The 22,590-nt window shown below is 60.9% G+C and carries 16 protein-coding genes and 1 pseudogene; 13 read left to right on the forward strand and 4 right to left on the reverse strand.

The features are described from left to right. Nucleotides 1–42 precede the first annotated feature (42 nt). The gene (locus JFU04_RS13625; protein WP_201144354.1) at nt 43–1,329 is read left to right on the forward strand and encodes a CitMHS family transporter; all 1,287 of its coding nucleotides are present in this window, start codon (nt 43–45) and stop codon (nt 1,327–1,329) included. A 369-nt stretch (nt 1,330–1,698) separates the two neighbouring features. Here JFU04_RS13625 and JFU04_RS13635 read toward each other — a convergent pair. Beyond that, nucleotides 1,699–2,612: pseudogene (locus tag JFU04_RS13635) on the reverse strand (LysR substrate-binding domain-containing protein). A gap of 247 nt (nt 2,613–2,859) precedes the next feature. Here JFU04_RS13635 and JFU04_RS13640 point away from each other — a divergent pair. The 4 genes from JFU04_RS13640 (at nt 2,860) to pgm (ending at nt 9,163) form a co-directional block, all read left to right on the forward strand. Further along, nucleotides 2,860–3,882: a zinc-dependent alcohol dehydrogenase family protein gene (locus JFU04_RS13640; RefSeq protein WP_016975808.1), complete on the forward strand. Its 1,023-nt coding sequence runs from the start codon at nt 2,860–2,862 to the stop codon at nt 3,880–3,882. 705 nt (nt 3,883–4,587) lie between these two features. After that, entirely contained in the window at nt 4,588–6,012 is a 1,425-nt protein-coding gene (locus JFU04_RS13645) for a hypothetical protein (protein WP_201144355.1), read from the forward strand. Continuing rightward, nucleotides 6,009–7,415: an aminotransferase-like domain-containing protein gene (locus tag JFU04_RS13650; RefSeq protein ID WP_201144357.1), complete on the forward strand. Its 1,407-nt coding sequence runs from the start codon at nt 6,009–6,011 to the stop codon at nt 7,413–7,415. The genes JFU04_RS13645 and JFU04_RS13650 overlap by 4 nt, the downstream gene beginning before the upstream one ends. Nucleotides 7,416–7,519: 104 nt before the next feature. Next, nucleotides 7,520–9,163, forward strand: a complete 1,644-nt coding sequence (pgm, locus tag JFU04_RS13655) for a phosphoglucomutase (alpha-D-glucose-1,6-bisphosphate-dependent) (RefSeq protein ID WP_201144359.1) — start codon at nt 7,520–7,522, stop codon at nt 9,161–9,163. Nucleotides 9,164–9,229: 66 nt separating this feature from the next. Here pgm and JFU04_RS13660 read toward each other — a convergent pair whose 3' ends face one another. Next, complete coding sequence (locus JFU04_RS13660) at nt 9,230–9,925, reverse strand: pirin family protein (protein ID WP_201144361.1); 696 nt, start codon at nt 9,923–9,925, stop codon at nt 9,230–9,232. Between the two features lie 218 nt (nt 9,926–10,143). Here JFU04_RS13660 and JFU04_RS13665 point away from each other — a divergent pair, with 218 nt between their 5' ends. Beyond that, nucleotides 10,144–12,597, forward strand: coding sequence for a UvrD-helicase domain-containing protein (locus tag JFU04_RS13665; protein WP_201144363.1), 2,454 nt, complete (start codon nt 10,144–10,146; stop codon nt 12,595–12,597). Nucleotides 12,598–12,657: 60 nt separating this feature from the next. On the opposite strand, the gene JFU04_RS13670 is transcribed toward JFU04_RS13665, so the two are convergent. Beyond that, complete coding sequence (locus JFU04_RS13670; protein ID WP_065905103.1) at nt 12,658–12,930, reverse strand: DUF1652 domain-containing protein; 273 nt, start codon at nt 12,928–12,930, stop codon at nt 12,658–12,660. A 257-nt stretch (nt 12,931–13,187) separates the two neighbouring features. Between JFU04_RS13670 and JFU04_RS13675 the strand changes: the two genes are divergently transcribed. Genes JFU04_RS13675 through JFU04_RS13690 form a run of 4 tightly spaced genes read left to right on the forward strand, consistent with a single transcriptional unit; the run spans nt 13,188 to nt 16,961 of the window. Beyond that, nucleotides 13,188–13,997: a helix-turn-helix transcriptional regulator gene (locus JFU04_RS13675; protein ID WP_065905104.1), complete on the forward strand. Its 810-nt coding sequence runs from the start codon at nt 13,188–13,190 to the stop codon at nt 13,995–13,997. 49 nt (nt 13,998–14,046) lie between these two features. Beyond that, nucleotides 14,047–15,453, forward strand: coding sequence for an NAD(P)/FAD-dependent oxidoreductase (locus JFU04_RS13680; RefSeq protein ID WP_106803914.1), 1,407 nt, complete (start codon nt 14,047–14,049; stop codon nt 15,451–15,453). 26 nt (nt 15,454–15,479) lie between these two features. Then, nucleotides 15,480–15,821: a cupin domain-containing protein gene (locus tag JFU04_RS13685; protein WP_201144365.1), complete on the forward strand. Its 342-nt coding sequence runs from the start codon at nt 15,480–15,482 to the stop codon at nt 15,819–15,821. 60 nt (nt 15,822–15,881) lie between these two features. Then, nucleotides 15,882–16,961, forward strand: a complete 1,080-nt coding sequence (locus tag JFU04_RS13690) for a polyamine ABC transporter substrate-binding protein (RefSeq protein ID WP_201144367.1) — start codon at nt 15,882–15,884, stop codon at nt 16,959–16,961. A gap of 326 nt (nt 16,962–17,287) precedes the next feature. On the opposite strand, the gene JFU04_RS13695 is transcribed toward JFU04_RS13690, so the two are convergent. Next, a complete protein-coding gene (locus tag JFU04_RS13695) occupies nt 17,288–18,073 on the reverse strand; it encodes a helix-turn-helix transcriptional regulator (protein ID WP_201144369.1) in 786 nt (261 codons plus the stop codon). Between the two features lie 198 nt (nt 18,074–18,271). On the opposite strand from JFU04_RS13695, the gene JFU04_RS13700 reads away from it, so the two are divergent. From JFU04_RS13700 to JFU04_RS13710, 3 genes are all read left to right on the forward strand, one after another. Next, nucleotides 18,272–19,636 carry an APC family permease gene (locus JFU04_RS13700; RefSeq protein ID WP_201144371.1) on the forward strand — a complete coding sequence of 455 codons (1,365 nt, stop codon included), beginning with the start codon at nt 18,272–18,274 and terminating at the stop codon, nt 19,634–19,636. A gap of 9 nt (nt 19,637–19,645) precedes the next feature. After that, nucleotides 19,646–20,749 carry a DmpA family aminopeptidase gene (locus tag JFU04_RS13705; RefSeq protein WP_065905114.1) on the forward strand — a complete coding sequence of 368 codons (1,104 nt, stop codon included), beginning with the start codon at nt 19,646–19,648 and terminating at the stop codon, nt 20,747–20,749. A 366-nt stretch (nt 20,750–21,115) separates the two neighbouring features. Then, entirely contained in the window at nt 21,116–22,549 is a 1,434-nt protein-coding gene (locus JFU04_RS13710) for a serralysin family metalloprotease (RefSeq protein WP_065905116.1), read from the forward strand. Nucleotides 22,550–22,590: the final 41 nt, after the last annotated feature.

Consider the following 22,590-nt stretch of genomic DNA (forward strand, 5'->3'; position numbering starts at 1 on the left):
GGCTGCGCTTTGCCCAAACAAAACCAATAAGAAGAGGGACACATGCTTACGATCCTCAGCTACACAATGATCGCCTGCTTCATGTACCTGATCATGAGCAAGCGACTGTCACCACTGGTTGCACTCGTGCTGGTGCCTATCGTGTTCGGCTGCCTCGCCGGGTTTTCCACCGCCCTGGGCCCGATGATGCTCGACGGCATGAAAATGCTCGCCCCGACGGGGATTATGCTCACCTTCGCCATCCTGTATTTCTGCATGATGACGGACGCAGGTCTGTTCAACCCGCTGATCAAGTTGATCCTGAAGCTGGTCAAGGGCGACCCGCTGAAAATCGTGGTGGGCACCGCGATCCTTGGCATTTGCGTGGGCCTCGACGGGGATGGTGCAACGATGTACATCATCACCACAGCAGCGATGCTCCCGCTCTACCGCCGTACGGGTATAAGTCTGCAAGTCATGGCGACAGTGCTGATCCTGACCATTGGTGTGATGAACATCCTGCCGTGGGCCGGCCCGTTCTCCCGCGCGGCCAGTGCTATGCACGTCGACATTACCGACCTGTTTATCGAGATGATCCCAATCATGATCGCGGGGCTTGGCTGGGTGATCTTCAGTGCATTCTGGCTTGGCTTGAAAGAGCGACGCCGCCTCGGGATCTTGACGCTCGACAACGATGAGCTCATGGATCAGTTCACAGAGTTTCGCCTGGGTGACTGGCGCTTTCTGTTCAACGCCGCGCTGACCATCACCCTGATCGCGCTGATGATGCTCAACCTGATGCCACTGCCGGTGCTGTTCACCATCGCCTTTGCCCTGGGCCTGATGGTCAACTTTCCCACGCTCAAGGCGCAGAAAGCGGTGATCGGCAAGCACGCCGACAACGTCATGGCCGTCACCTCGCTGATTTTTGCGGCGGGTATTTTTGTCGGCATCATGTCCGGTACCGGCATGGTCAAAGCTATCTCCGAAAGCCTGATCATGGTCATCCCGGATTCCGCCGGGCATTTCATGTCGGTGTTCACCGCCTTCATCAGCATGCCATTCACCTATGTCCTGACCAACGACGCCTTCTATTTCGGCATTCTGCCGATCCTGGCCGAGACCGCCAGCCATTACGGCATCGAAGCTCAGGAGATGGCGATTGCGAGCCTTATCGGTCAGCCGGTGCACCTTCTAAGCCCACTGGTAGCCTCTACTTATCTGCTGTGCGGCCTCCTGGATGTGGACTACGGCGACAACCAGCGCGCCTCCATTTTCTGGTGCATCGGTACCTGCCTGGTGATGTTTGTAGCCGCTGTCGTGCTGGGTTCTATCGATATTTATAACTGAGGGTCTACGCCGTTACGCGGGGAGGTTGGGGCGTCCACCATTATTTTGCCGCAATGGGTCTAATCAGCCCATTGTCGAGTCGCCTTCTGGCTCTGCACTAGGAGTTGCGCGCATAAACTGCCTCGATCACACCTGGCATTTGGTGAAACGACGGATCTATGCAAATGCTCGTCGAGGTAGAGGTCCGGTAGGTGGCGCGAAAGGCGTGGGCAGTGATGTCGTACTCTGGCCAGATACGCTGAAAGGACGTGAGCATGGAGGTCAGGTTTATGGGAGGTCCCGGATAGACCGGCGAGACGAACACCCAGCCTTTGCCTTCTACCAATGGCAGGCAATATGTGGTTGTTCAGCGCTCCGCTAAACCCTCCTTTACAAGCTATCCGGATCCCCAAAAAACATCTGAATCCGCGACCGCAACCACCGCTCCCCGGATCATTATCCTGCGACCCTCGCCACGCCATGTGCAGTTCAAACGAGCGCACCGGCAACGGCGGCTCTTCGGCGCGCAGGCCGCCGGCGGCGGTCAGGGCTTCGGCGGCGTAGTCGGGGACGATGGCGACGATGTCGGTGCCTGAGAGCAAGGTGCCCAGGCCGTTGAACTGCGGCACGGCGAGCACTACGTGGCGCTTGCGGTCGAGCTTTTCCAGTTCTTCGTCGATGAACCCGCTCAAGTCGCCGGCAAACGACACCAGCGCGTGGGGGCGGGCGCAGAAGTCGTCCAGGCTCAGGGAACCCGGCACGCTGTCGGCGCGCAACAGTTTCGGCAGGCTGCGACGCAGGACTTTGCGCTTGGCGTTGGCCGGCAAGTCGGCGGTGTAGCTGACGCCAATCGAGATTTCGCCGGAAGCGAGCAGGCCGGGCATCAGAATATAGTTGACGCGGCGCACCACCAGCACGATGCCGGGGGCTTCGGCGCGCAGGCGCTTGAGCAGTTGGGGCAGCAGGGCGAATTCGACGTCATCGGACAGGCCAATACGGAAAACGGCGGTGCTGGTCGCCGGGTCGAACTCGGCGGCGCGGCTGACGGCGGTGGAAATCGAGTCCAGGGCCGGGGAGAGCAGGGCGAAGATTTCGACCGCGCGGGCCGACGGTTCCATGCTGCGGCCGGTGCGTACGAACAACGGGTCATCGAACAGCCCACGCAGGCGCGACAATGCCGCGCTGATCGCCGGCTGGCCCAGGAACAATTTCTCGGCAGCGCGGGTCACACTGCGCTCATGCATCAAGGTTTCGAATACGATCAAGAGGTTAAGGTCGACACGACGCAGGTCGTTACGGTTCATCTTGTGTCCTGGAAGAGTCAGCAAACTTGACGAGAGCGGCCACATAGGAACAATGACCGGCATGAATCTTACGGGGAAAGGCTGGTACTCTGCACAGGATAATTGAGTTTTCCTACGATACTTGAGGTCAATTCCTCAGTTGCGGAATCAATAACAGACATGTCGACTATTAACGGCGACCGGTGGTCTTACCTGGAAAGCCCAGATAGAGTTCATGGCATTAGAGGTTACTTTGACGAGGTTTGCGATGTCCCGCACGATCCGTTTTCACAAGTTTGGTCCGGCCGAGGTGCTCAAATGCGAAGAGCATGCAGCCGCGCAGCCCGCACCGGGCGAAGTGCAGGTGCGTGTCGAAGCGATTGGCATCAGCTGGTATGACATTCTGTGGCGCCAGAACCTGGCGTCTTCCCATGCACGCCTGCCGTCCGGCCTTGGTCATGAGATGGCCGGTGTCGTGGTTGCCGTAGGCGATGGCGTGGATGACTTGGCCGTCGGCGATAAAGTCGCCAGTTTTCCGGCCGAGAGCCCCAATGATTACCCTGTGTATGGCGAACAGATCGTCCTGCCCCGTTCGGCCCTGACCCGCTACCCGGATGTCTTGAGCCCTATTGAAGCGAGCGTGCACTACACGCCGCTGCTGATCGCCTACTTTGCGTATGTGGACCTGGCACGCGTCAAGCCCGGCCAATTTGCCCTGGTGACGGACGCCAGCCACTGCGCCGGTCCTTCCTTTGTGCAACTGGGCAAAGCCCTGGGTGTGCGGGTGATTGCCGCCACCAAGGACAGCGAAGAGCGCGAATACCTGCTGTCCCTCGGTGCGGAGAAAGTCATCGTCACCGAAGAACAGGACCTGCTGATGCAGATCAACAAGTTCACCGACAACCGCGGCGTGGACGTGGTGTTCGATGGCTTGGGCGGCCCGCAGATGTCGCTGCTCGGTGATGTGCTGGCGCCACGTGGCAGCCTGGTGCTCTATGGCCTGCAAGGTGGCAACCAGACGCCATTCCCGGCCTGCGCGGCGTTCCAGAAGAACATTCAGTTCTTTGTGCACTGCATCGGTAACTTCACCGGCAAGCCTGAGCTGGGCATCATCCAGGACCAGGTCGCCTTGCAGCGCGCCTTGCGGGATATCAACCAGCTGACTGCTGACCGCGTGCTGGTACCGCTGAAAACCACGGTGTTTCCATTCAATCAGTTCGTGGAAGCACACCGCTATATGGACGAATGCCCGTGCCGCGAGCGTGTGGCACTGCAGGTTGAAGCTGTTTAAGGCGTAGGAATATTCGCAAACGAGTGTTTCTGACCGCTGGCGCATGGGGCAAATGCGCCATTTGACAGGGCTGAAGCCGCGCAGGCTTCAAGTTGACCTCCCTGCATTTGAGCCCCTGATTCCTGGCTTTCCCCCTGACGCCGCGTTGAATTCCAGCGCGGCGTTGTCGTGTGCGCGTCATTAACGCCTGCGGCGTTGTCTATCTGCACTGGTTTTCGGCCAGCTTCTGTATCTATTAATCATTATTCCAGCGCTGATAATTGCCCTTCACTTTCATCTCAAGGACTGAGCAATGATTGACTATTTGATGCGTCATCCGCGAGGGCTTCGAACTCATCGCGCAGCCGAGACGTGGTGCAGGGCGAGCACTTACTTGCAGGGGAAGTTCACAGTGTGGACAGCCGGAAGTTGCTTGAATCAATTTGTCGGATGTTTCTTCAAGTTGTTGGATAAAGGTGCGTAGGAGGGCGTCGGAATAGTCCTAGGATGGCCGCCTCGGCGCGCTTCGGCCCAGTAATAAAGGCTGTCTGTGCGTTTTCCAGGCGTGAGCCATGCCCGAGGAGATCCGTGTCGTATTGTTGCGCGGTGCTAGTGTCTATTCATCGGTGCACCTGGCGGCGGGCGAACTTCTTATCTGCGCAATAGCTCAAGCAAACACTGTCAGCAGTTGCTTGAAACTGATATTTCAACTCAGGTAGTAGAATGATGAGCACTATTCACGAACAAGCCATGACGTATGTTTACCAGCAAGTTCTGCAACGCTTGATCGGACACTTTAATCGCGCTGAACGTACTGCACTTCAATTGTTGATCCAGCGCATCGTGGTCGCGGCGGGTGGCATGGAACAGGTGGGCGATTACAAGGTGCTGATCGCCCACGGCGGCGGCGAGGTCAGCAGCTACACCCTGGCGCTGCTGCGCGCTGCGCAACTGAGTATTGCCGGCCGGGCCCCGCGTACCTTTCACTTGCGGGTCGCGACCCTGCGCTACCCCGGCATGACCGAGAGCAGGCTCGACACCCTCAATCGAGGCTACAGCCGCCTGTTTCTCCACGACGACCCGCGCGTGGAGTTGTTGATGGTGGAAAACCACGACGTTCACCCCTTCAACCACCTTCGCCCGGCCAATGCCGCCGGGCGCGAAATCAGCCAGCGCAATCGGGTGATGGTGGGGCACATGACCTCTGGAGACTGTCGCGCGGCGCTGAGCAATGACACCTACCTGGCCTTGGGGGATTTCTACCAGCGGGCCAGCACCTGGCGCGGCGGTGTGCATGCGCTGGTCAGTGGCGATTCGCCACGCAAACAGAGCCACTTGCTTGCCTGGCTGAAGAAGACCGCGCTGGGGGCCGGTGTCGCTGCGCCCAAAGCCTGGCCGCAGTCGCTCAACGGCTTGTTCGCGCGCATGGAAGAATGGAGCACCGCTTACTACGACGACCTGTACGGCGAAGAACATGCGCCGCGCGTCACGCCCAGTCTCGCCGGCCACCGCCAGTTGGCGTACATCGGCATTGCCGACCTGCTCGATGGCGTCGACCCCCGGTCGTCGTCCTTGCTCACCGAGTTCATGGCCCACACCCCTGACGCCCTGGGCTTTCATTTCAGCCATCCGGCCTTTTCCCATCCCTTGCTGATGGCTCACCTGCGTGGGTTGCAGGCCGAGTGCCTGCGCACGCTGGACTACGAAATGGGCGTCGAAGGCTTTATCCAGCAGGTGGCGCCATTCATGCGCCGCCTGCACCTGAGCGAGGCGATGTTCGCCGAAGCTTGCACCAGTGACGGCCGCACCTTGTCGGCCACCCAGGCCAACCAGTTTTTCGGCCTGGATGAAACCCAGCTGACTTGCCTGCTGTTCTCGCCGTTTATCCATCATGGCGAAAGGCTCGAAAGCTATTTGCGCCAGTGCCATCCCGGCATGTTGGTGGCCCTGCCTGAGCTGCACAAACTGCTGCAGGGCAAGCCCTGCGCCGACATGCTGCAGCAGTGGGTGGTGGACACCAGTGGCTTGCCGCTGCCTTTGTTGCTGCACCTGTACCAGAAACGGCCGCTGGTCATTACGGGCAGTAAACCGCGCGGCGCCCGCGCAACGGCCCGCAACCCTGCGCAGGCCCTGCAATTGTCCGGTCAATGAGCCTGCGCGGCGAGCGGCAGGCTGACTTCGCGTATCAGGCGGTCTATCGCTACATGATCAGCCTGATCAACCAGGTCAGTACCGATGCCCGGGTAAAACTGCCGTCCTTGCGCCAACTGGCCGGGCGCCTGAACGTATCGATCTCGACGATCCAATACGCGTATTCGCTGTTGGAGAAGGAGGGCAGGGTCTATTCGGTGGCGAAATCGGGCTATTACGCCTGGCCGCTGTCGGTGAGCCCGTCGGCCTGGGCGGGCGGCGATTTGCTCGATCGGCTCTACGCGGCGGCCCGTCGCCCCGGCATGCTGGTGCTCAGCGGCGATGAGCCGGCGTTGCTGGCATCCCTGGATAGCAGCTTGTTGCGATTGGAGCGCGAGTTGGTGCGTCACTATCCGCACCCGTTGCAGCCGTGGTCGCAGCCGTGCGGCGTGTGGGAGTTGCGCGCGGCGTTGGCGGCGCGCTACACCACATCGCCCACGCGCTGCTGGCACGCCGACGAGGTGTATATCGGTGCCGATTTGCGCGGGGTGTTGGACATTCTGATCGAGGTGCTGGGCCTGCGGGGCACCACGGTGATTGTGGAGTCACCGTGTGATTGGCTGATCCTGCGTCTGTTCCAGGATGCCGGGGTGCACCTCATCGAGCTGCCCTGGACGCCCGACGGACACCTGGACATGGCGACCCTCGATCAACTGTTACGTGATGAGCCCGTGCACCTGGTGTTGCTGTCCTCGGCGGTCAGCTTGCCCTCGGGGGTGGCGATGTCGATCAGCGAACGCCTGGGCGTGGCGCAGTTGCTCGAGCAATACGGCTGCTGGCTGCTGGAGAACGACACCTTCGGCGAGCTGGGTTTCAAGGGGGCGCAAGCGCCCCTGCGGGAGTTGGTGAACCCCGAACGGTTGATCGTGTTTTCTTCGTTCGAGAAGGTCCTGGGCGCGGAGGCCCCCTTTGGCTATCTGCTGTCCCGGCGCATGAGCAGTGAATTGCAGCGTCAGTTTCTGCTGCGTTCATTTCGCTTGTCGTCGATCCGCCAGCGTGCCATTGCGCGCCTGTACCAGAGCGGCCGGATCGATCAGCACTTGCGCGCACTGCGCCAGCAATTGCGCGAGCAGGCCGCCGAAATGGGCCAGCGCCTGGACCAGCACCTGGGGGACCAGGTGACTTACCGCGCGCCCTCCGCCGGGGCGACGTTCTGGCTGGGCTGCACCCGGCCGGTCGACATGCGCCAGGTGTTCCAGCGCCTGCTGACTGAACACGTGGTGATGGCCCCGGGTGAACTGTTCAGTGTCAGCGGCCTGCATCGCCAGCACCTGCGCATCAGCCATACCTTTGAAGGGCAAACCAACCTGGATATTGCCCTGGCTGCATTGAGCGACGCGCTGCGGCAGGCACAGATGGAGTGAATACGTGAATTTTCTCTTGATGCTGTAGGATCGATACCGTCGCGCAGCAGTCGAACACTCAGTAAACTGCGACTTTTCCGATTCCTTCTTTCCGAGGTTCATGCATGACAATCAGTCCTTTTGCGGGCAAGCCGGCGCCAGCCCAGTTGCTGGTGGATATCCCGCGACTGGTCACGGCCTATTACACCGGCCAGCCTGATGCAGCAATCTCCACCCAGCGCGTGGCCTTTGGTACCTCCGGGCACCGGGGCTGCTCGTTCGACCTGAGCTTCAACGAATGGCACGTGCTCGCCATCAGCCAGGCCATCTGCCTGTATCGCGAAGCACAGGGCATCAACGGCCCGCTGTTTGTCGGCCTGGATACTCATGCACTGTCGACGCCAGCCGGCGCCAGTGCCCTGGAAGTGCTGGCCGCCAACGGCGTGCACGTGATGCTGGCCGAAGGTGATGAGTACACACCAACGCCGGCGATTTCCCACGCCATCATCTGCTACAACCGCGGCCGTACCAGCGGCCTGGCCGACGGCATCGTGATCACGCCGTCGCACAACCCGCCGCAAAGCGGCGGCTACAAGTACAACCCGCCCAATGGTGGCCCGGCTGATACCCACGTCACCAAGTGGATCGAAGCCAAGGCCAACGAACTGCTGGCGAACAAGCTGGCTGGCGTCAAGCGCATCACCCACGCGCAGGCCCTCAAGGCGGACACCACCCATCGCCATGACTACCTCAATAGCTACGTGGCGGACCTGGTCAATGTGATCGACATGGACGCCATCCGCAGCGCCGGCCTGCGCCTGGGCGTAGACCCGCTGGGCGGAGCAGGGGTGCGCTACTGGTCGGCGATTGCCGAGCATTACCGCCTGAACCTGGACGTGGTGAACACCGAAGTCGATTCGACGTTCCGCTTCATGAGCGTCGACTGGGATGGCCAGATCCGCATGGACCCGTCCTCCAGCTACGCCATGCAAGGCCTGATCGGCCTCAAGGAGCGCTTCGACGTTGCCTTCGCCTGCGACCCGGACCACGACCGCCACGGCATCGTGACCCCGTCCGGCGGCCTGTTGGCGCCCAACAACTACCTCGCGGTGTCGATCGACTACCTGTTCCAGAACCGTCCCGACTGGCGTGCCGACGCGGCCGTGGGCAAGACCGTGGTCAGCAGCGGCCTGATTGACCGCGTGGCGGCCCGCATCGGTCGACGCCTGTACGAAGTGCCGGTGGGCTTCAAGTGGTTCGCCGATGGGCTGTTCGAGGGTTCGCTGGGCTTTGGCGGTGAAGAAAGCGCCGGTGCCTCGTTCCTGCGCAAGGACGGCACGGTGTGGAGCACCGACAAGGACGGTTTGATCCCGGCGCTGCTGGCGGCAGAAATGACCTCGCGCAAAGGTCAGGATCCGAGCCAGATCTACCGTGGCTTGACGGATGCGCTGGGCGAACCCTTCGCCATTCGCGTCGACGCCAAGGCGACGCCGGCGCAAAAGGCCCTGTTGGGCAAGCTGTCGCCGCAGCAGGTGACCTCCACCGAACTGGCCGGCGAAAGCATCCAGCAGATCCTCAGCCATGCGCCGGGCAACAATCAGGCGATTGGCGGCTTGAAAGTGATGACCGAAAACGGCTGGTTCGCCGCGCGTCCGTCCGGCACCGAGGACATCTACAAGATCTACGCCGAGAGCTTTATCGGCGAAGATCACCTCAAGCAGCTGGTAGAAGAGGCACAAGTGCTGGTTGACGGCGCTATCAGCGAATAATCCGCTGAAGGCGCCGGCCTGCCGGCGATAGCGCTCGCAAGACCGCCATCGCCGGCCGGCCAGGGGTCAAGCGAGGTCGACCAACACGATCTCGCTGTCTTCAATTGCCGTCACCTGCAACACCTGCTCATCTTCCACGGCAACCCCGTCTCGCGCTTGCGCACGCAAGCCATTGACTTCAATCACGCCCGTCGCCGGCACCAGATACGCCCGGCGACCGTGGTCCAGACGGTACTGCGCAGTTTCCCCAGCCTTCAGATTGGCCGCTACCAGGCGTGCATCGGCGCGAATGCGCAGGCTTTCGCTGTCTCCGGCCTTGCCGCTGGCCAGTGTGACAAAGCCTTCTCGATCCCCTTTGGGGAACGGCTTAGCGCCCCACGACGGCGGCAAACCGGCCTCGTTCGGGATAATCCAGATCTGGAAGATCTTGGTGGGTGTCGCTTCCAGGTTGTATTCACTGTGGGCGATGCCGGTGCCGGCACTCATCACCTGTACGTCACCGGCCTCGGTGCGGCCTTTGTTGCCCAGGTTGTCAGCGTGGCTGATGGCACCTTCGCGCACATAAGTGATGATTTCCATATCCCGGTGCGGGTGCTGCGGGAAACCGGTGCCCGGGGCGATGATGTCGTCGTTCCACACCCGCAGGTTGCCCCAGTGCATGCGTTTGGGATCATGGTATTCAGCAAATGAAAAATGATGATGGGCATCGAGCCAGCCGTGGTGGGCGCCGCCCAAGGTGGTAAAAGGTCGAAGTTCAAGCATGATCGTCTCCTGTTGATGGCGCCTATGATCCAGCAGGGCATAATCGATAAAAAGCGTAAAAAATGCCTGATTCCTATCAGTCGATTAGATTGGTAGCCGGCGCTTGTACTTTCAGTTCATCGCCTAACTGCATGACGGCAAAGCAATTGGTGGAACTGAACGGCAATTCCGGCGACCATGGCGAACTTGTTGAAACTCAGCTCATCGCAGGAGTCCGCGTGCCGCAACACAAGCCTGATCTGCCCCCTGAACTGCGCCCCCTGGCAGAAATGCCCCTGTTGAAACGCCTCGCCGCTCGTCTGTTTGGCCATGGCCTGACCCGGTTGCGTGCCCAGCACCGGTTTTCCTGGTTGCATGGCCAGGCCGACGGTTTTCGCAGCGGCCATGAAGCAGGGGTGGAGTACGGCTATCGCGAGGGCAAGGCGGACGGCCTTGAAGAAGGCCGCCAAGTCCTGCTGATCCGCGACTTCCGCCCGGACGAGCACCGTGCGCCGGGCGTGGATGACAGCCTGTTCGACGATTGGCGCCTGCCGCTCACGGCCGATATCAAGAAGCGTATCAAGGCCGACGTTGCCCGACTCCTGCCGGCCCATGCCCAACCGAGCGCGGCGCAATGGAAGATGATCTTCAGCGATACGCCGTCAACCTCGGTGATTGCCGGCGCCGGCGCGGGCAAATCGACCTCGCTGGTGCTGCGGATTCTGCTGCTCACCCATTACCTGGGCTTTGAACTCAGCTCGATGACCGTCGTGACGTTCACCCGCGAGTCGCGCAAAGACTTCATCAACAAGCTCATGGAAATCCTCAACCTCTGGGGCCAACCCCTTGGTTTTAAAGAAGCCCAGGCCGTGGTGCGCACCTTTCATTCGCGCATCCTGCCGATGGTGCGCAGCCTGCCGGGTTTTGAGCGTCTGCAGGCGTTCGAGAACCTCAGCGCGGGTTTCGAAGAGGCTGACAGCAACCCGTTCGACCTGCGTATCGGTGATGCCCAGCGCCAGCAGATGAATGCCTGCTATCACCAGTTGCATGGCCGCCACGCGCGATTTCGCGAGCTGATGACACCGCTGGCCCGACAAGGCCTGCAACTCAAGGAGTTGGAGCGCGACCATCCGGATGTGCAGAAGCGCATGGCAGTGACCGAACTGGCTGCCAAGCGTGATGAAGAGCTCTGTGATCTGATCGAGGACCTGTGGTTCCGTGCCGGCGCGTGGCCGATCAAGGGCATTGAGCCCAGCCGCCAGACCTTCGAAATCAATGGTGCGCAGTTTCACTGCCATGGCTATATCCCGGAGCTGGATGCCTGGGTAGTGCTGGGCTTCGACTCGCGGGAGAACGCGCAGATCAGCCGGCCGAATGCAAAACTGTCGGTGCGTGCAGAGTGGGCGGTAAAGCGCACCCTGTTTCAAGCTTTCTGTCATAAGCCATTGATATGGTTGGATAGTTACGATTCGTCCAAGCGTCTTTTGAGCAGCCTCGCCGGTGACGCCAGTGCCGGGCCCGGCTTTGATTACAAGGTCAAGGGTGAGCTGGCCTCGGCGCCGTTGCTGGACAGCTTTGTCATGGCGGCGGGGTTTATCGAGAACCTGGGGCTCGACGTGCCGACCGCCGTCGGCAACATGACCTTTGCCAAGGACGATCCCGACCGCTTCTTCTTCGAGGCCCTGAGCATTTTCTGGAAAGCTCTGGAAGACCATCTGCTCGATCAATCCCCGCCGATCATGACCTACAACCGGATGTTTTCGCTGTTCGGCGAAAATACCCCGGAAAACCTCAAGCTGCTCAGTGATCCGCTGTTGCGCCCGATGTCGCACCTGATGATCGACGAGTTCCAGGATGTGTCGCCGCAGATCGTCTCGTGGCTCCGCGCCAGCCTGCGCGAGATCCGCAGTCGCGGCCCGGCGATGCATGTCGGGCGTGGGGCGCAACGCTCGTCGTTGTTGTGCGTGGGCGATGACTGGCAGTCGATCTACGGCTGGCGCGGCAGTTCGCCGAAGTACTTCATGGCATTCAACCAGGAGTTCCCGTCGCCGAGTACCACGCGGGTGATGCTGGGTGAGAACTACCGCAGCCATCAGCACATCATTGATGCTGCCGAACACATTGTGCGGGCCGCACCGGCGATCCCTGGCAAGAAAGCCAAGGCGGCTGGCACACCCAAGGCGTTGGTGCCGGTCACCGTACTCGAACGTGACGACGCCGCCTTGGGTCGCAAGCTGCTGGAGCACTATCAGCAGGGCGATTCAGTGTTAATGTTGTATCGAAAAAGCAGCGATAAACTATTGATTCAAGAGCACATTCAGTCAGTAGTTAATGTGGATTCTAGCTTGCCAGTCCAGGCGCGCCGTTTGAAACAGCTGACCTATCACAGCGCCAAGGGCCTGCAGGCGGATGCGGTATTCCTGCTTGGAGATTGCCAGCACGTGACCAGCTCGCCCTACAAGAACCAGGTCTATCGCATGGCGGGCCTGGGCAAGGACGGTGACAGCGAGCCCTATGACACAGCGCAAAAGGACGAAGTGCTGCGCCTGGCTTATGTCGGTATTACCCGAGCGGTGAGCCACTGCTATTGGTATGTGGAGAAACCGGAAGGTCCGGCAGTGAATGTGCCGAAGGCCTCGGAGCGGGTGGATGGCAGGAAAGCATTCTTCGACGACCAACGAATCCTTGTGTAGGAGCCGGCTTGCCGGCGATGCCTACCCAGATCGTTGACCCATTGTTTGATGGATGAGCTGTCAGGCCCGCAACGACAGCGGCGGCACGAATGACTCAAGTTCATCCTCCACCGCCTCGATGATGCGCTCCACGTCGGCGGCGTTCATCACCGTGGCACACGGGATGCCGGCAATGGCGATCAAGGTTTCGCCGCTGACACGGTCGAACAGGCGGGCGATCATACTGCCGGGCGCGTCCATGCTCGCCTCGAAGCCCATCGGATGAAAATGCCAGCGCATCAACTGGCAGGCGTTGGGGAACGTCACTTTGTTCATATTGCCCACCTTGTACATTGAGCGCTCCCTTTAGCTCGCGGCAGGGAGCCATGACCTTCACTGGTCGTGGCGTCGGAGAACTTCAAAATAGCATTCGTTCGTAAGCCCAAGGAGACTTTTTTAGCCCCGTTCGGCGGTTGTTTTCGATTCGTTTGATATGGATCACGGCTTACAAGACATTAGGCAAAAGGCCATTAGTCAGAAGTTGCCACCGTCCATTGAACGCGCCGCCAAAATTCGGCAATCTCCAGGGTTTACCCGCCGCAGAGCTCTTCATGCCCGACCTCAGCCCCGACGATGACAGCCAGTGTTCCCACGCCACGCGTGAACTGGTGTTGCGCCACCACCTGTGCTGGCGGCATCGGGACCTGGACGGGGTGATGTCCTACTACCACGCGGATATCCAGTACCACGACTTCTTCCAGAACCGGGTGGTCGGCTATGCCGAGTTGCGTGAGTACCTGCAGGCCAGCATGCCCCGAGAAGCGGACGAGGCGATTGAACACTCCGATCGCATTCGCGCCGATGGCGACACCGCGTTTATCCAGTACCGCATCACGCTGCGGGGCAGCCAGGGCCTGGTGTCGTTTCGTACCAGCGAGGCCATCACGGTGCGGGACGGGTTGATCTGGCGGGTCAATGAATACGCGTCGCTGGTGCATGAACAGCCGACGCAGGCGACGCGACCCACGGTCAGCCGCCTGGGCCTGTCGCCCCAGCAACTGGGGCACATGGCCAATGACCTGCAGCAATACTTCGAGCGCAAGCAACCCTACCTGGACCCGGAGCTGGACCTGCAGCGGGTTGCCAAGGAGTGTGGCTACAGCCGCAATCAGATTTCCTACCTGCTGAACCAGGTGCTGGGGCAAAGCTTCTACCGCTACGTCAACCAGGCGCGGCTCCAGCATTTGCTCGCAGCCCTGGACAGCGCGGTGCCGCCGATCAAGGTCGATGACCTGGCGTTTGCGGCCGGCTTCAATTCGCTGTCGGCGTTCTACAGCGCCTTTCGCCAGCACACAGGCCAATCGCCCAAGGCCTACGTCAAACAAATTTCCCTGCGTGCACGCGCGCAAGACAGCCAATAACGCCGCGCTCTAGGATCCAGCCTATCGAAACGAGGTAGGGGAGCTTGGCATGCCGGCATGGCGCAATATCAGTTTATGGATGGACCAGCTGGACGACCCGCTGACCGCGCGGCCCTCCCTTGAGCATGACCTGGACGTCAATGTCGCCATTATCGGCGCCGGTTACACCGGCCTGTGGACCGCCTATTACCTGAAACGCCAGGCGCCTGAACTGAAAATCGCGATCATCGAGGCGCAAACCGCCGGCTTCGGTGCCTCCGGCCGCAATGGCGGCTGGCTGATGGGCAACCTGCTGGGTGAAGACCGCCTGCTGGCAGGCCTGGCGCCCGAACAACGGCGCGCCTCGTTTGACCTGTTGCACGCCATTCCCGACGAAGTGGCGCAGGTGCTGGCCCATGAAGGCATCGACTGCGACTACCGCAAGGGCGGCGCGTTGTACTGTGCCGCGCGCTACCCCGAGCAGGAAGGCAGCCTGCGCCGCTACCTGGATAAATTGCATGCCCAGGGCCTGACGGAGGCCGACTATCGCTGGCTCGGCCCGCAGCAATTGGCCGAGCAGATTCGCATCGCCAAGCCCTATGGCGGTATTTATGCACCGCATGTCGCCACGATCAACCCGGCCAAGCTGGTGCGCGGCCTTGCGCGGGTAGTGGAGGGCATGGGCGTCGCGATCTACGAAAACAGCCCGGTCACCCACTGGCAGTCCGGCAGCCTGCGCACCGCCAAGGCCAGTGTGCGCGCCGCCTGGGTGGTGCCGGCTGTCGAGGGGTATGCCACGACGTTGCCGCCTCTGGGCCAGTACCAATTGCCGGTACAGAGCCTGATCGTTGCCACCGAGCCGCTGCCTGCCAGCACCTGGGATCAAATCGGCCTGAACCATGGCCAGGCATTTGGTGAAAGCAGCCGCCAGGTCACTTATGGCCAGCGTTCGGCGGACAACCGCCTGGTGTTCGGCGCCCGTGGCGGTTATCAGTTCGCCGGCAAGTTGCGGCACAACTTCGATTTGACCGACAGCGAGGTCGAGCTGCGTCGCTACCTGTTCGGCGAACTCTTCCCACAGCTCAAGAACGTGCGGATCACCCACTCCTGGGGCGGCAACCTCGGCATGTCGCGCCGGTTCCGCCCGCACATGCTCTGCGATCACAAGACCGGCATCGCGCTGTCCGGCGGCTATGGCGGGGAGGGCGTCGGTGCGACGAACCTGGGCGGCCGCACCTTGGCCGACTTGATCCTGGGCCGCGACACGCCGCTGGTCCAGCAACCCTGGGTGATCCGCGAGCGCGGCCTGGACGCGCTCAAGGCCTGGGAACCGGAACCCTGCCGCTGGCTGGGGTACAACGCGATCATTCGCAGTTTTGTCCATGAAGATCAGGTGTTGGCCAACCCCAACACCGCGCCCTGGCGCCGCAAGCTGGCGACCGGCATGGCCGAGTTCATGGAAGGTTTCATGCACTAAGTCGTTTCACTCACACGGGAAAACCCATGAGCATCACTCAATTCAAAGACACGCTGAATGCCCACTTGCCCGACGCCTCACCGGTGGCCGTGCCGTTGGGCGAGCCCATCGCCGTGGCCTCGACCCTGAGCGTGGAGCGCAACGACGGCGTTGAAACCGGCATCTGGGCGTGCACCCCAGGCCGCTGGCGTCGGCAGATCAAATCCCAGGAGTTTTGCCACTTTATCCAGGGCCGCTGCACCTTCACCCCGGACGACGGAGAAACCATTCACATAAAAGCCGGCGACGCACTGATGTTGCCAGCCAACAGCACCGGTATCTGGGATATCCAGGAAACCGTGCGCAAGACCTACGTATTGATTCTGTAACGCTTTGATCCTTGATCGCCTGCCATAAAAACAGCCCTAAAACCGCCAGGAAATCGAACCATGAAAGTCATTGCCCTGTTGCCCTTGATGTTGGTGGCCTCTATCAGCCAGGCCGCCGAGACGGTGAAAATCTACAACTGGTCGGACTACATCGCGCCGGACACCACCAAGAACTTCCAGAAAGAAACCGGCATCGGTTTTACCTACGACGTCTACGACAGCAACGAAACCCTGGATGGCAAGTTGATGACCGGTAAATCCGGCTACGACGTGGTGTTTCCGTCCAACCACTTCATGGCCCGCCAGATCCAGGGCGGCGCACTGAAGAAGCTCGACAAGAGCCAGTTGCCGAACTGGAAGAACCTCAACCCGGTGCTGCTCAAGGCCCTGGAAAACAACGACCCGGGCAATGCCCACGGCTTCCCGTACCTGTGGGGCAGTACCGGCATCGGCTACAACATCGACAAGGTCAAGGCGGTGCTGGGCGATAACGCGCCAGTGGATTCCTGGGACTTGATCTTCAAGCCCGAGAACATGGCCAAGTTGCAGAAGTGCGGAGTGGCGATCCTCGATAACGGCCCGGAATTGTTGCCCGCCGCGCTGAATTACCTGGGCTTGCCGCACCACAGCAAGAAGGCCGAAGACTACAAGAAGGCCGAAGACCTGCTGATGAAAGTGCGGCCTTACGTGGCGTACTTCCACTCCTCGAAATACACCGCTGACCTGGCCAATGGTGATATCTGCGTGGCCGTCGGTTTCTCCGGCGACATCCTGCAAGCCGAAAGCCGCGCCAAGGAAGCCAAGAACGGCGTGAACATCGGCTACAACATTCCCAAGGAAGGCGCCGCCATCTGGTTCGACATGGTCGCCATGCCCGCCGATGCGCCCGACGAAAAAGCCGGCTATGCGTTCATGAACTACCTGTTGCGCCCGGAAGTGATGGCCAGCATCACCAACTACGTGCACTACGCCAACGGCAACCAGGCCGCCGACAGCCTGGTGGACCCGGCGATCAAGGCCGACACCAAGGTCTACCCGAGCCCCGAGATGATGGGCAAGCTGTTCGCGCTGGAAGCCATGCCGCTGAACATCGACCGGATTCGGACGCGGGTGTGGAACACCATTCGTACCGGGCGCTGAAGATTGGGGGGGAGTGGCTACTGCGGCAAGCCTGTTTAGTGTGGTGAACCCATTTGCTGTGGTGAACCGGGTTGTTGTGGCGAGCGGGTTTTTTACTGTGGCGAGCGGGCTTGCCCCGCGTTGGGCTGCGCAGCAGCCCCATTCAGTGAGCATGCGGTGTATCAGGTACTCCTCTGAGGCTGGTTTTGGGGCTGCTTCGCAGCCCAACGCGGGACAAGCCCGCTCACCACAAAAGAAAGGAAAGGCCACCTTCTGCAATAGGGCCACTCTCGACAACGACCCCACCTTAAACAACACCCCGCCCATTCATCCCTGAGCCCCGCGGCTCAGGGATTTTCCAGATCATGCCCCAACGACTGGATAAACAACGAAAACAGCTCCGGCTGTGACGAAATATCCAGCTTCGCGTACAGATGCCGACGGTGCACCTTCACCGTGTCCGGCGAGATGTTCAACCTTTCCGCCATAGCCTTGGAAGAGAACCCGCGCAGCACCAGGCGGGCGATTTCCAGTTCGCGGTCCGACAGCACGCCGCAGCCGAACTGGCTCAGTGCATCGCGAATCTGGCTGTCCATGGCCGGCGCGCGCTCGGTGCTCTGCTGCCAGTGCTGTTGCATCAATGGCAACACCCACGCCGCCAAGGTAGTCATCAGCCCGGTCTCATCGGCGCTGAAGCGCCTTTGCATCCCCAGCGACAACGACAACGTGCCCGCCCCAGGCAGTTGCAGGATGAATTGCACCTCGTCTTCCAGCACGTTGTCGTGGAAGTAATTGAGGAAGTATTCACTCTGGCGAAAATGGTCCGGCGCCACTTCTTCCAGGCGGTACACGCCGCTGGCGTAGCCTTCGCGGCAAGCCTGGAAGAACGGGTCGAGCAGGTACAAGCCATTGAGGTACACCAGCATCGAGGCCGGCTTGCTGCTGGGCTGGGCGTCGTATTCTTCCAGGGCCTGGGGGGCGCCCTCCACGGGATAGTAAATCGCCAGGGCGTTATCGAACGGCAAACACTGGTGCAGCAACAGCACCAGCTGTTTCCAGAAACGCTCGGTGCCGATGTGCGCGACGGTGCGGCCCAGCCCTGCGTGCATGCCGACTTCCCGGAACAGGCTCATGTAACAGGCTCCCGCCAGCAAAAGATCGGCCAAGGGTTCGGCTTTTGTCGGGTGCCGTCAAGGGGAGTACGCCAATAGGGGAATTGGCTGACATAAACCCAGCGTTTACCTTCGCCATATCCAGTGGGAAACATATCCCGCGATATTCAGACTTTTCGTTTCTGCCTCACACCAAGAACAACGACAGAGGATAACGATATGAGCACTTCACCCACGCCCGACGGCGTGCTGAAACCGACCCTGAGTGTCTTCGATGTGGTGGCTATCACCGTGTCAGCGGTGACGCCCGCCAGTTCCGTCTTCGTGATTGCGCCCTTTGCCATCCAACAGGCCGGCAGCGGGGTGTTCCTGGCGTTTGTGATGGCCGGGCTGCTGGCGCTGATGTTCGCCTTTTGCTACGCCGAACTGGGCCGCGCCCACAACAGTGCGGGCGGTGAATATGTGTATGCCAAGCGGGTGTTTGGGGGGATGGCCGGCTATGCGACGTTTCTGACGGTGCTGGTGATGTTGCTGTTTATCCCGCCGGTATTGGCCACGGGCGCCGCGACCTACCTGAACAACGCGCTGGGCACGCATTTCGACGCACAGACCGTCGCCTTGGTGATTGTGGTGTGCAGTTACGCGCTGGGCATCCTCAATATCAAGCTCAATGCCTGGATCACCGGCACGTGCCTGCTGTTGGAAGTCGCGGCGTTGCTGGTGATCGTGGTGATCGGCTTTGGCAATCCGGTGCAGCCCGCCAGTGTGCTGTTCCAACCGCAGATCGTCGAAAACGGCGCGTTGCACCTGGCGCCTTGGGCCTTGGTGATCGGTGCGGTGGGCATTGGTCTGTTTTCCTACAACGGCTATGGCCCGGCGGTGTTGCTCGCCGAAGACATGAAGTGCGGCGGCAAGGGCGTGCACAAGGCGGTGTTGTGGTCCCTGGGCCTGGTGGTCGTGATCGAGCTGGTGCCGATTACCGCGCTGTTGATCGGCGCGCCGTCGCTGAGCGCGATGATCAGCAGCCCGGACCCGATCGGCTATCTGCTGACCAGCCATGGCAACGAAACCCTGTCGCGACTGGTCAGCGCGGGGATCTTCCTGTCGGTGTTCAACGCCATCGTCGCCATCGTGATCCAGATCGGTCGCGTGGTGTTCAGCAGCGGGCGGGATGCGCTGTGGACGCCTACCATCAATAAGCTGTTCACCCGCATCCATCCGCGCTGGGATTCGCCTTGGCTGGCCACGCTGTTCCTGGCGATCCCGTCGGCGCTGCTGAGCTTCAGCTCCAACCTGGCCGATCTCACCTCGTTCAGCGTGCTGCTGATCATGCTGGTGTACCTGGTGGTGGCGTTGAGCGCGTTGATGAGCCGCGTACTGCTGCGCGACCGCGAGCACCCTTATCGCATGCCGCTGTGGCCGCTGCCGGCGCTGGTGGCCGTGCTGGGCGCCGGGTACCTGTTGGTGACCTTGCTGGTGGCAGCCTCGGTGCGCGACATCATGATCATCATCGGCTTGCTGGCCTTGTCGGTGATTCTGTATTGCATCAGTGGCCGGTTGAGTCCGGCGTTCCAGAAATTGTAAGGAGTGGTTATGCGTGCACGTCAACTAGGCATCACTTTGGGGCTGGGTGTCCCCGGCGAATTGAATGCCATCACCGATGTACCCGGGGTGCGGGTCGGCCACAGTACGCTCAACACGCGCATTGATGGCAAGCAGGTGCGCACCGGGGTGACCGTGGTGCAGCCACGGGCCGGGGAGGCGCGCCAGCAACCGTGCTTCGCCGGTTACCACGTGCTCAACGGCAATGGCGATGCCACCGGCCTGGAGTGGATCAGCGAGGCGGGCCTGTTGACCACGCCGCTGGCCATCACCAACACCCACAGCATCGGCATTGTGCGCGACACCTTGATCGCCCTGGAGCGCGAGCGCCTGGCGGACCCGGCGGTGTATTGGTGCATGCCGGTGGTGATGGAAACCTACGATGGCCTGCTCAATGACATCTGGGGCCAGCACGTAAAGCCTGCGCATGTGCGCGAGGCGCTGGATAACGCCGCCGGTGGCCCGGTGCAGGAGGGTGCCGTCGGCGGTGGTACGGGGATGATCTGCCATGAATTCAAGGGCGGCATCGGCAGCGCCTCGCGCTGCTTGCCGGCGGAGCAGGGTGGCTGGACCGTCGGCGTGCTGGTGCAGGCCAACCATGGTAAACGCCAGGAATTGCGCGTCGACGGTTACCCGGTGGGGCGCCAGCTGCTGGATATCCCCTCGCCGTTTGCCGAGCGCGGCACACCGGGGATGGGTTCGATCGTGGTGATCATCGCCACGGACGCACCCTTGCTGCCGCATCAGTGCCAGCGCCTGGCGCAACGCGCATCCATCGGCATCGCGCGCACCGGCGGCGGTACCGAGGATTCCAGCGGCGACCTGTTCCTGGCGTTCGCCACCGGCAACCACGATTTGCCGCCCGCCGATTACGCGCGCAAGGACCTGCCGCTGAGCAGCGCACTGCAGATGGTCAACAACGATCATATTTCGCCGCTGTTCAGCGCGGCCGCCGAGGCGGTGGAGGAAGCCATCATCAACGCGATCCTGGCCGGGGAGGACATGTTGACCGACGCCGGCGTGAAAGTGCCTGGACTGGGCGCCGATACACTGTTGGAAGCACTCAGCAAGACCGGCTGGCGTCTGCCCCGGTAATACGGGACACGCAGGATTAATACGTTAAGATAATGGCTATTTAGTGTTGTGAATGACACCCTGCCAATATATTGGATCCATTAATTAAGCAGGCCGCCCAAGTTGGGCGGCTTTACTGCTATTTAATATTTAAATAACCGGCGCTGTCTTTTGTCCGACAAAAACTCGCCGGCCCAATAAATACGGCCTTGAACTTCTGAAAGTTGCTGGCGTGCCACTGTTTTGCCAAAGAAATACAAGTGGACGAAAGATTTCAAGTTGTGTCAGTTTTCTTACGCCTTCAAAAGAGGCGAGTGATAGGACGATCTCGCCCGCGGGGTTCCTATCGATCAAAACTGATGCATTTGCAAACAAGGAAGTACGTTTATGTCAAAAGTAAAAGAGCAGGCTATTGTGTCGGCGGCGCAAGTCAGCACGGCGTATTCGCAAATCGATAGCTTCAGCCATTTGTACGACCGTGGCGGCAACCTCACGGTCAATGGCAAACCGTCCTATTCCGTCGATCAGGCAGCCACCCAGCTGCTGCGCGACGGCGCTGCATACCGGGACGTGAACGGTAACGGCAAGATCGACCTGACCTACACCTTCCTGACCTCGGCCTCCTCGAGCACCCTGAACAAACACGGGATCTCGGGTTTCAGCCAGTTCAACGCCCAGCAGAAAGACCAGGCGGTACTGGCGATGCAATCCTGGTCGGACGTGGCCAACGTGACCTTCACTGAGAAGGCCACCGGCGGCGATACCCACATGACCTTCGGCAACTACAGCGGCGGCCAGGACGGCGCGGCGGCCTTCGCCTACCTGCCCGGCACCGGCGCGGGCTACGACGGCACCTCGTGGTACCTGACCAACAGCAGCTACACGCCCAACAAGACGCCGGACCTCAACAACTACGGCCGGCAGACCCTGACCCACGAAATCGGCCACACCCTGGGCCTGGCTCACCCTGGCGACTACAACGCCGGGAATGGCAACCCGACCTACAACGACGCGACCTATGGACAGGACACGCGCGGCTACAGCGTCATGAGTTACTGGAGCGAGAGCAACACCAACCAGAACTTCAGCAAAGGCGGGGTCGAGGCCTATGCGTCGGGCCCGTTGCTGGACGACATTGCGGCGATCCAGAAGCTCTACGGTGCCAATTACAACACCCGCGCCGGCGACACCACCTACGGCTTCAACTCCAACACCGGGCGTGATTTCTACAGCGCCACCTCGAATGCCGACAAGCTGGTGTTCTCGGTGTGGGACGGGGGCGGCAACGATACCCTGGACTTCTCCGGTTTTACCCAGAACCAGAAGATCAACCTCAATGAGGCGTCGTTCTCCGATGTCGGCGGCCTGGTGGGCAACGTGTCCATCGCCAAGGGCGTGACCATCGAGAACGCGTTCGGCGGTGCCGGCAACGACCTGATCATCGGCAATAACGCGGCCAACGTGATCAAGGGTGGCGCCGGCAATGACATCATCTACGGCGGTGGCGGTGCCGACCAACTGTGGGGCGGCGCGGGCAATGACACCTTTGTGTTCGGCGCCAGCTCCGACTCCAAGCCGGGTGCGGCAGACAAGATCTTTGACTTTACCTCGGGTTCGGACAAGATCGACCTCAGCGGCATCACCAAAGGCGCAGGCCTGACCTTCGTCAATGCCTTCACCGGGCATGCCGGCGATGCTGTACTGACCTACGCGGCAGGCACCAACCTGGGGACCCTGGCGGTCGACTTCTCCGGACACGGCGTGGCGGATTTCCTCGTCACTACCGTAGGCCAGGCGGCCGTCAGCGACATCGTGGCGTGATGCACGAGCGCGGCGCTTCGGCGCCGCGCTTTGAGGATGGA

The sequence above is a fragment of the Pseudomonas sp. TH21 genome (genome assembly GCF_016651025.1).
GTDB lineage: Bacteria > Pseudomonadota > Gammaproteobacteria > Pseudomonadales > Pseudomonadaceae > Aquipseudomonas > Aquipseudomonas aylmerensis.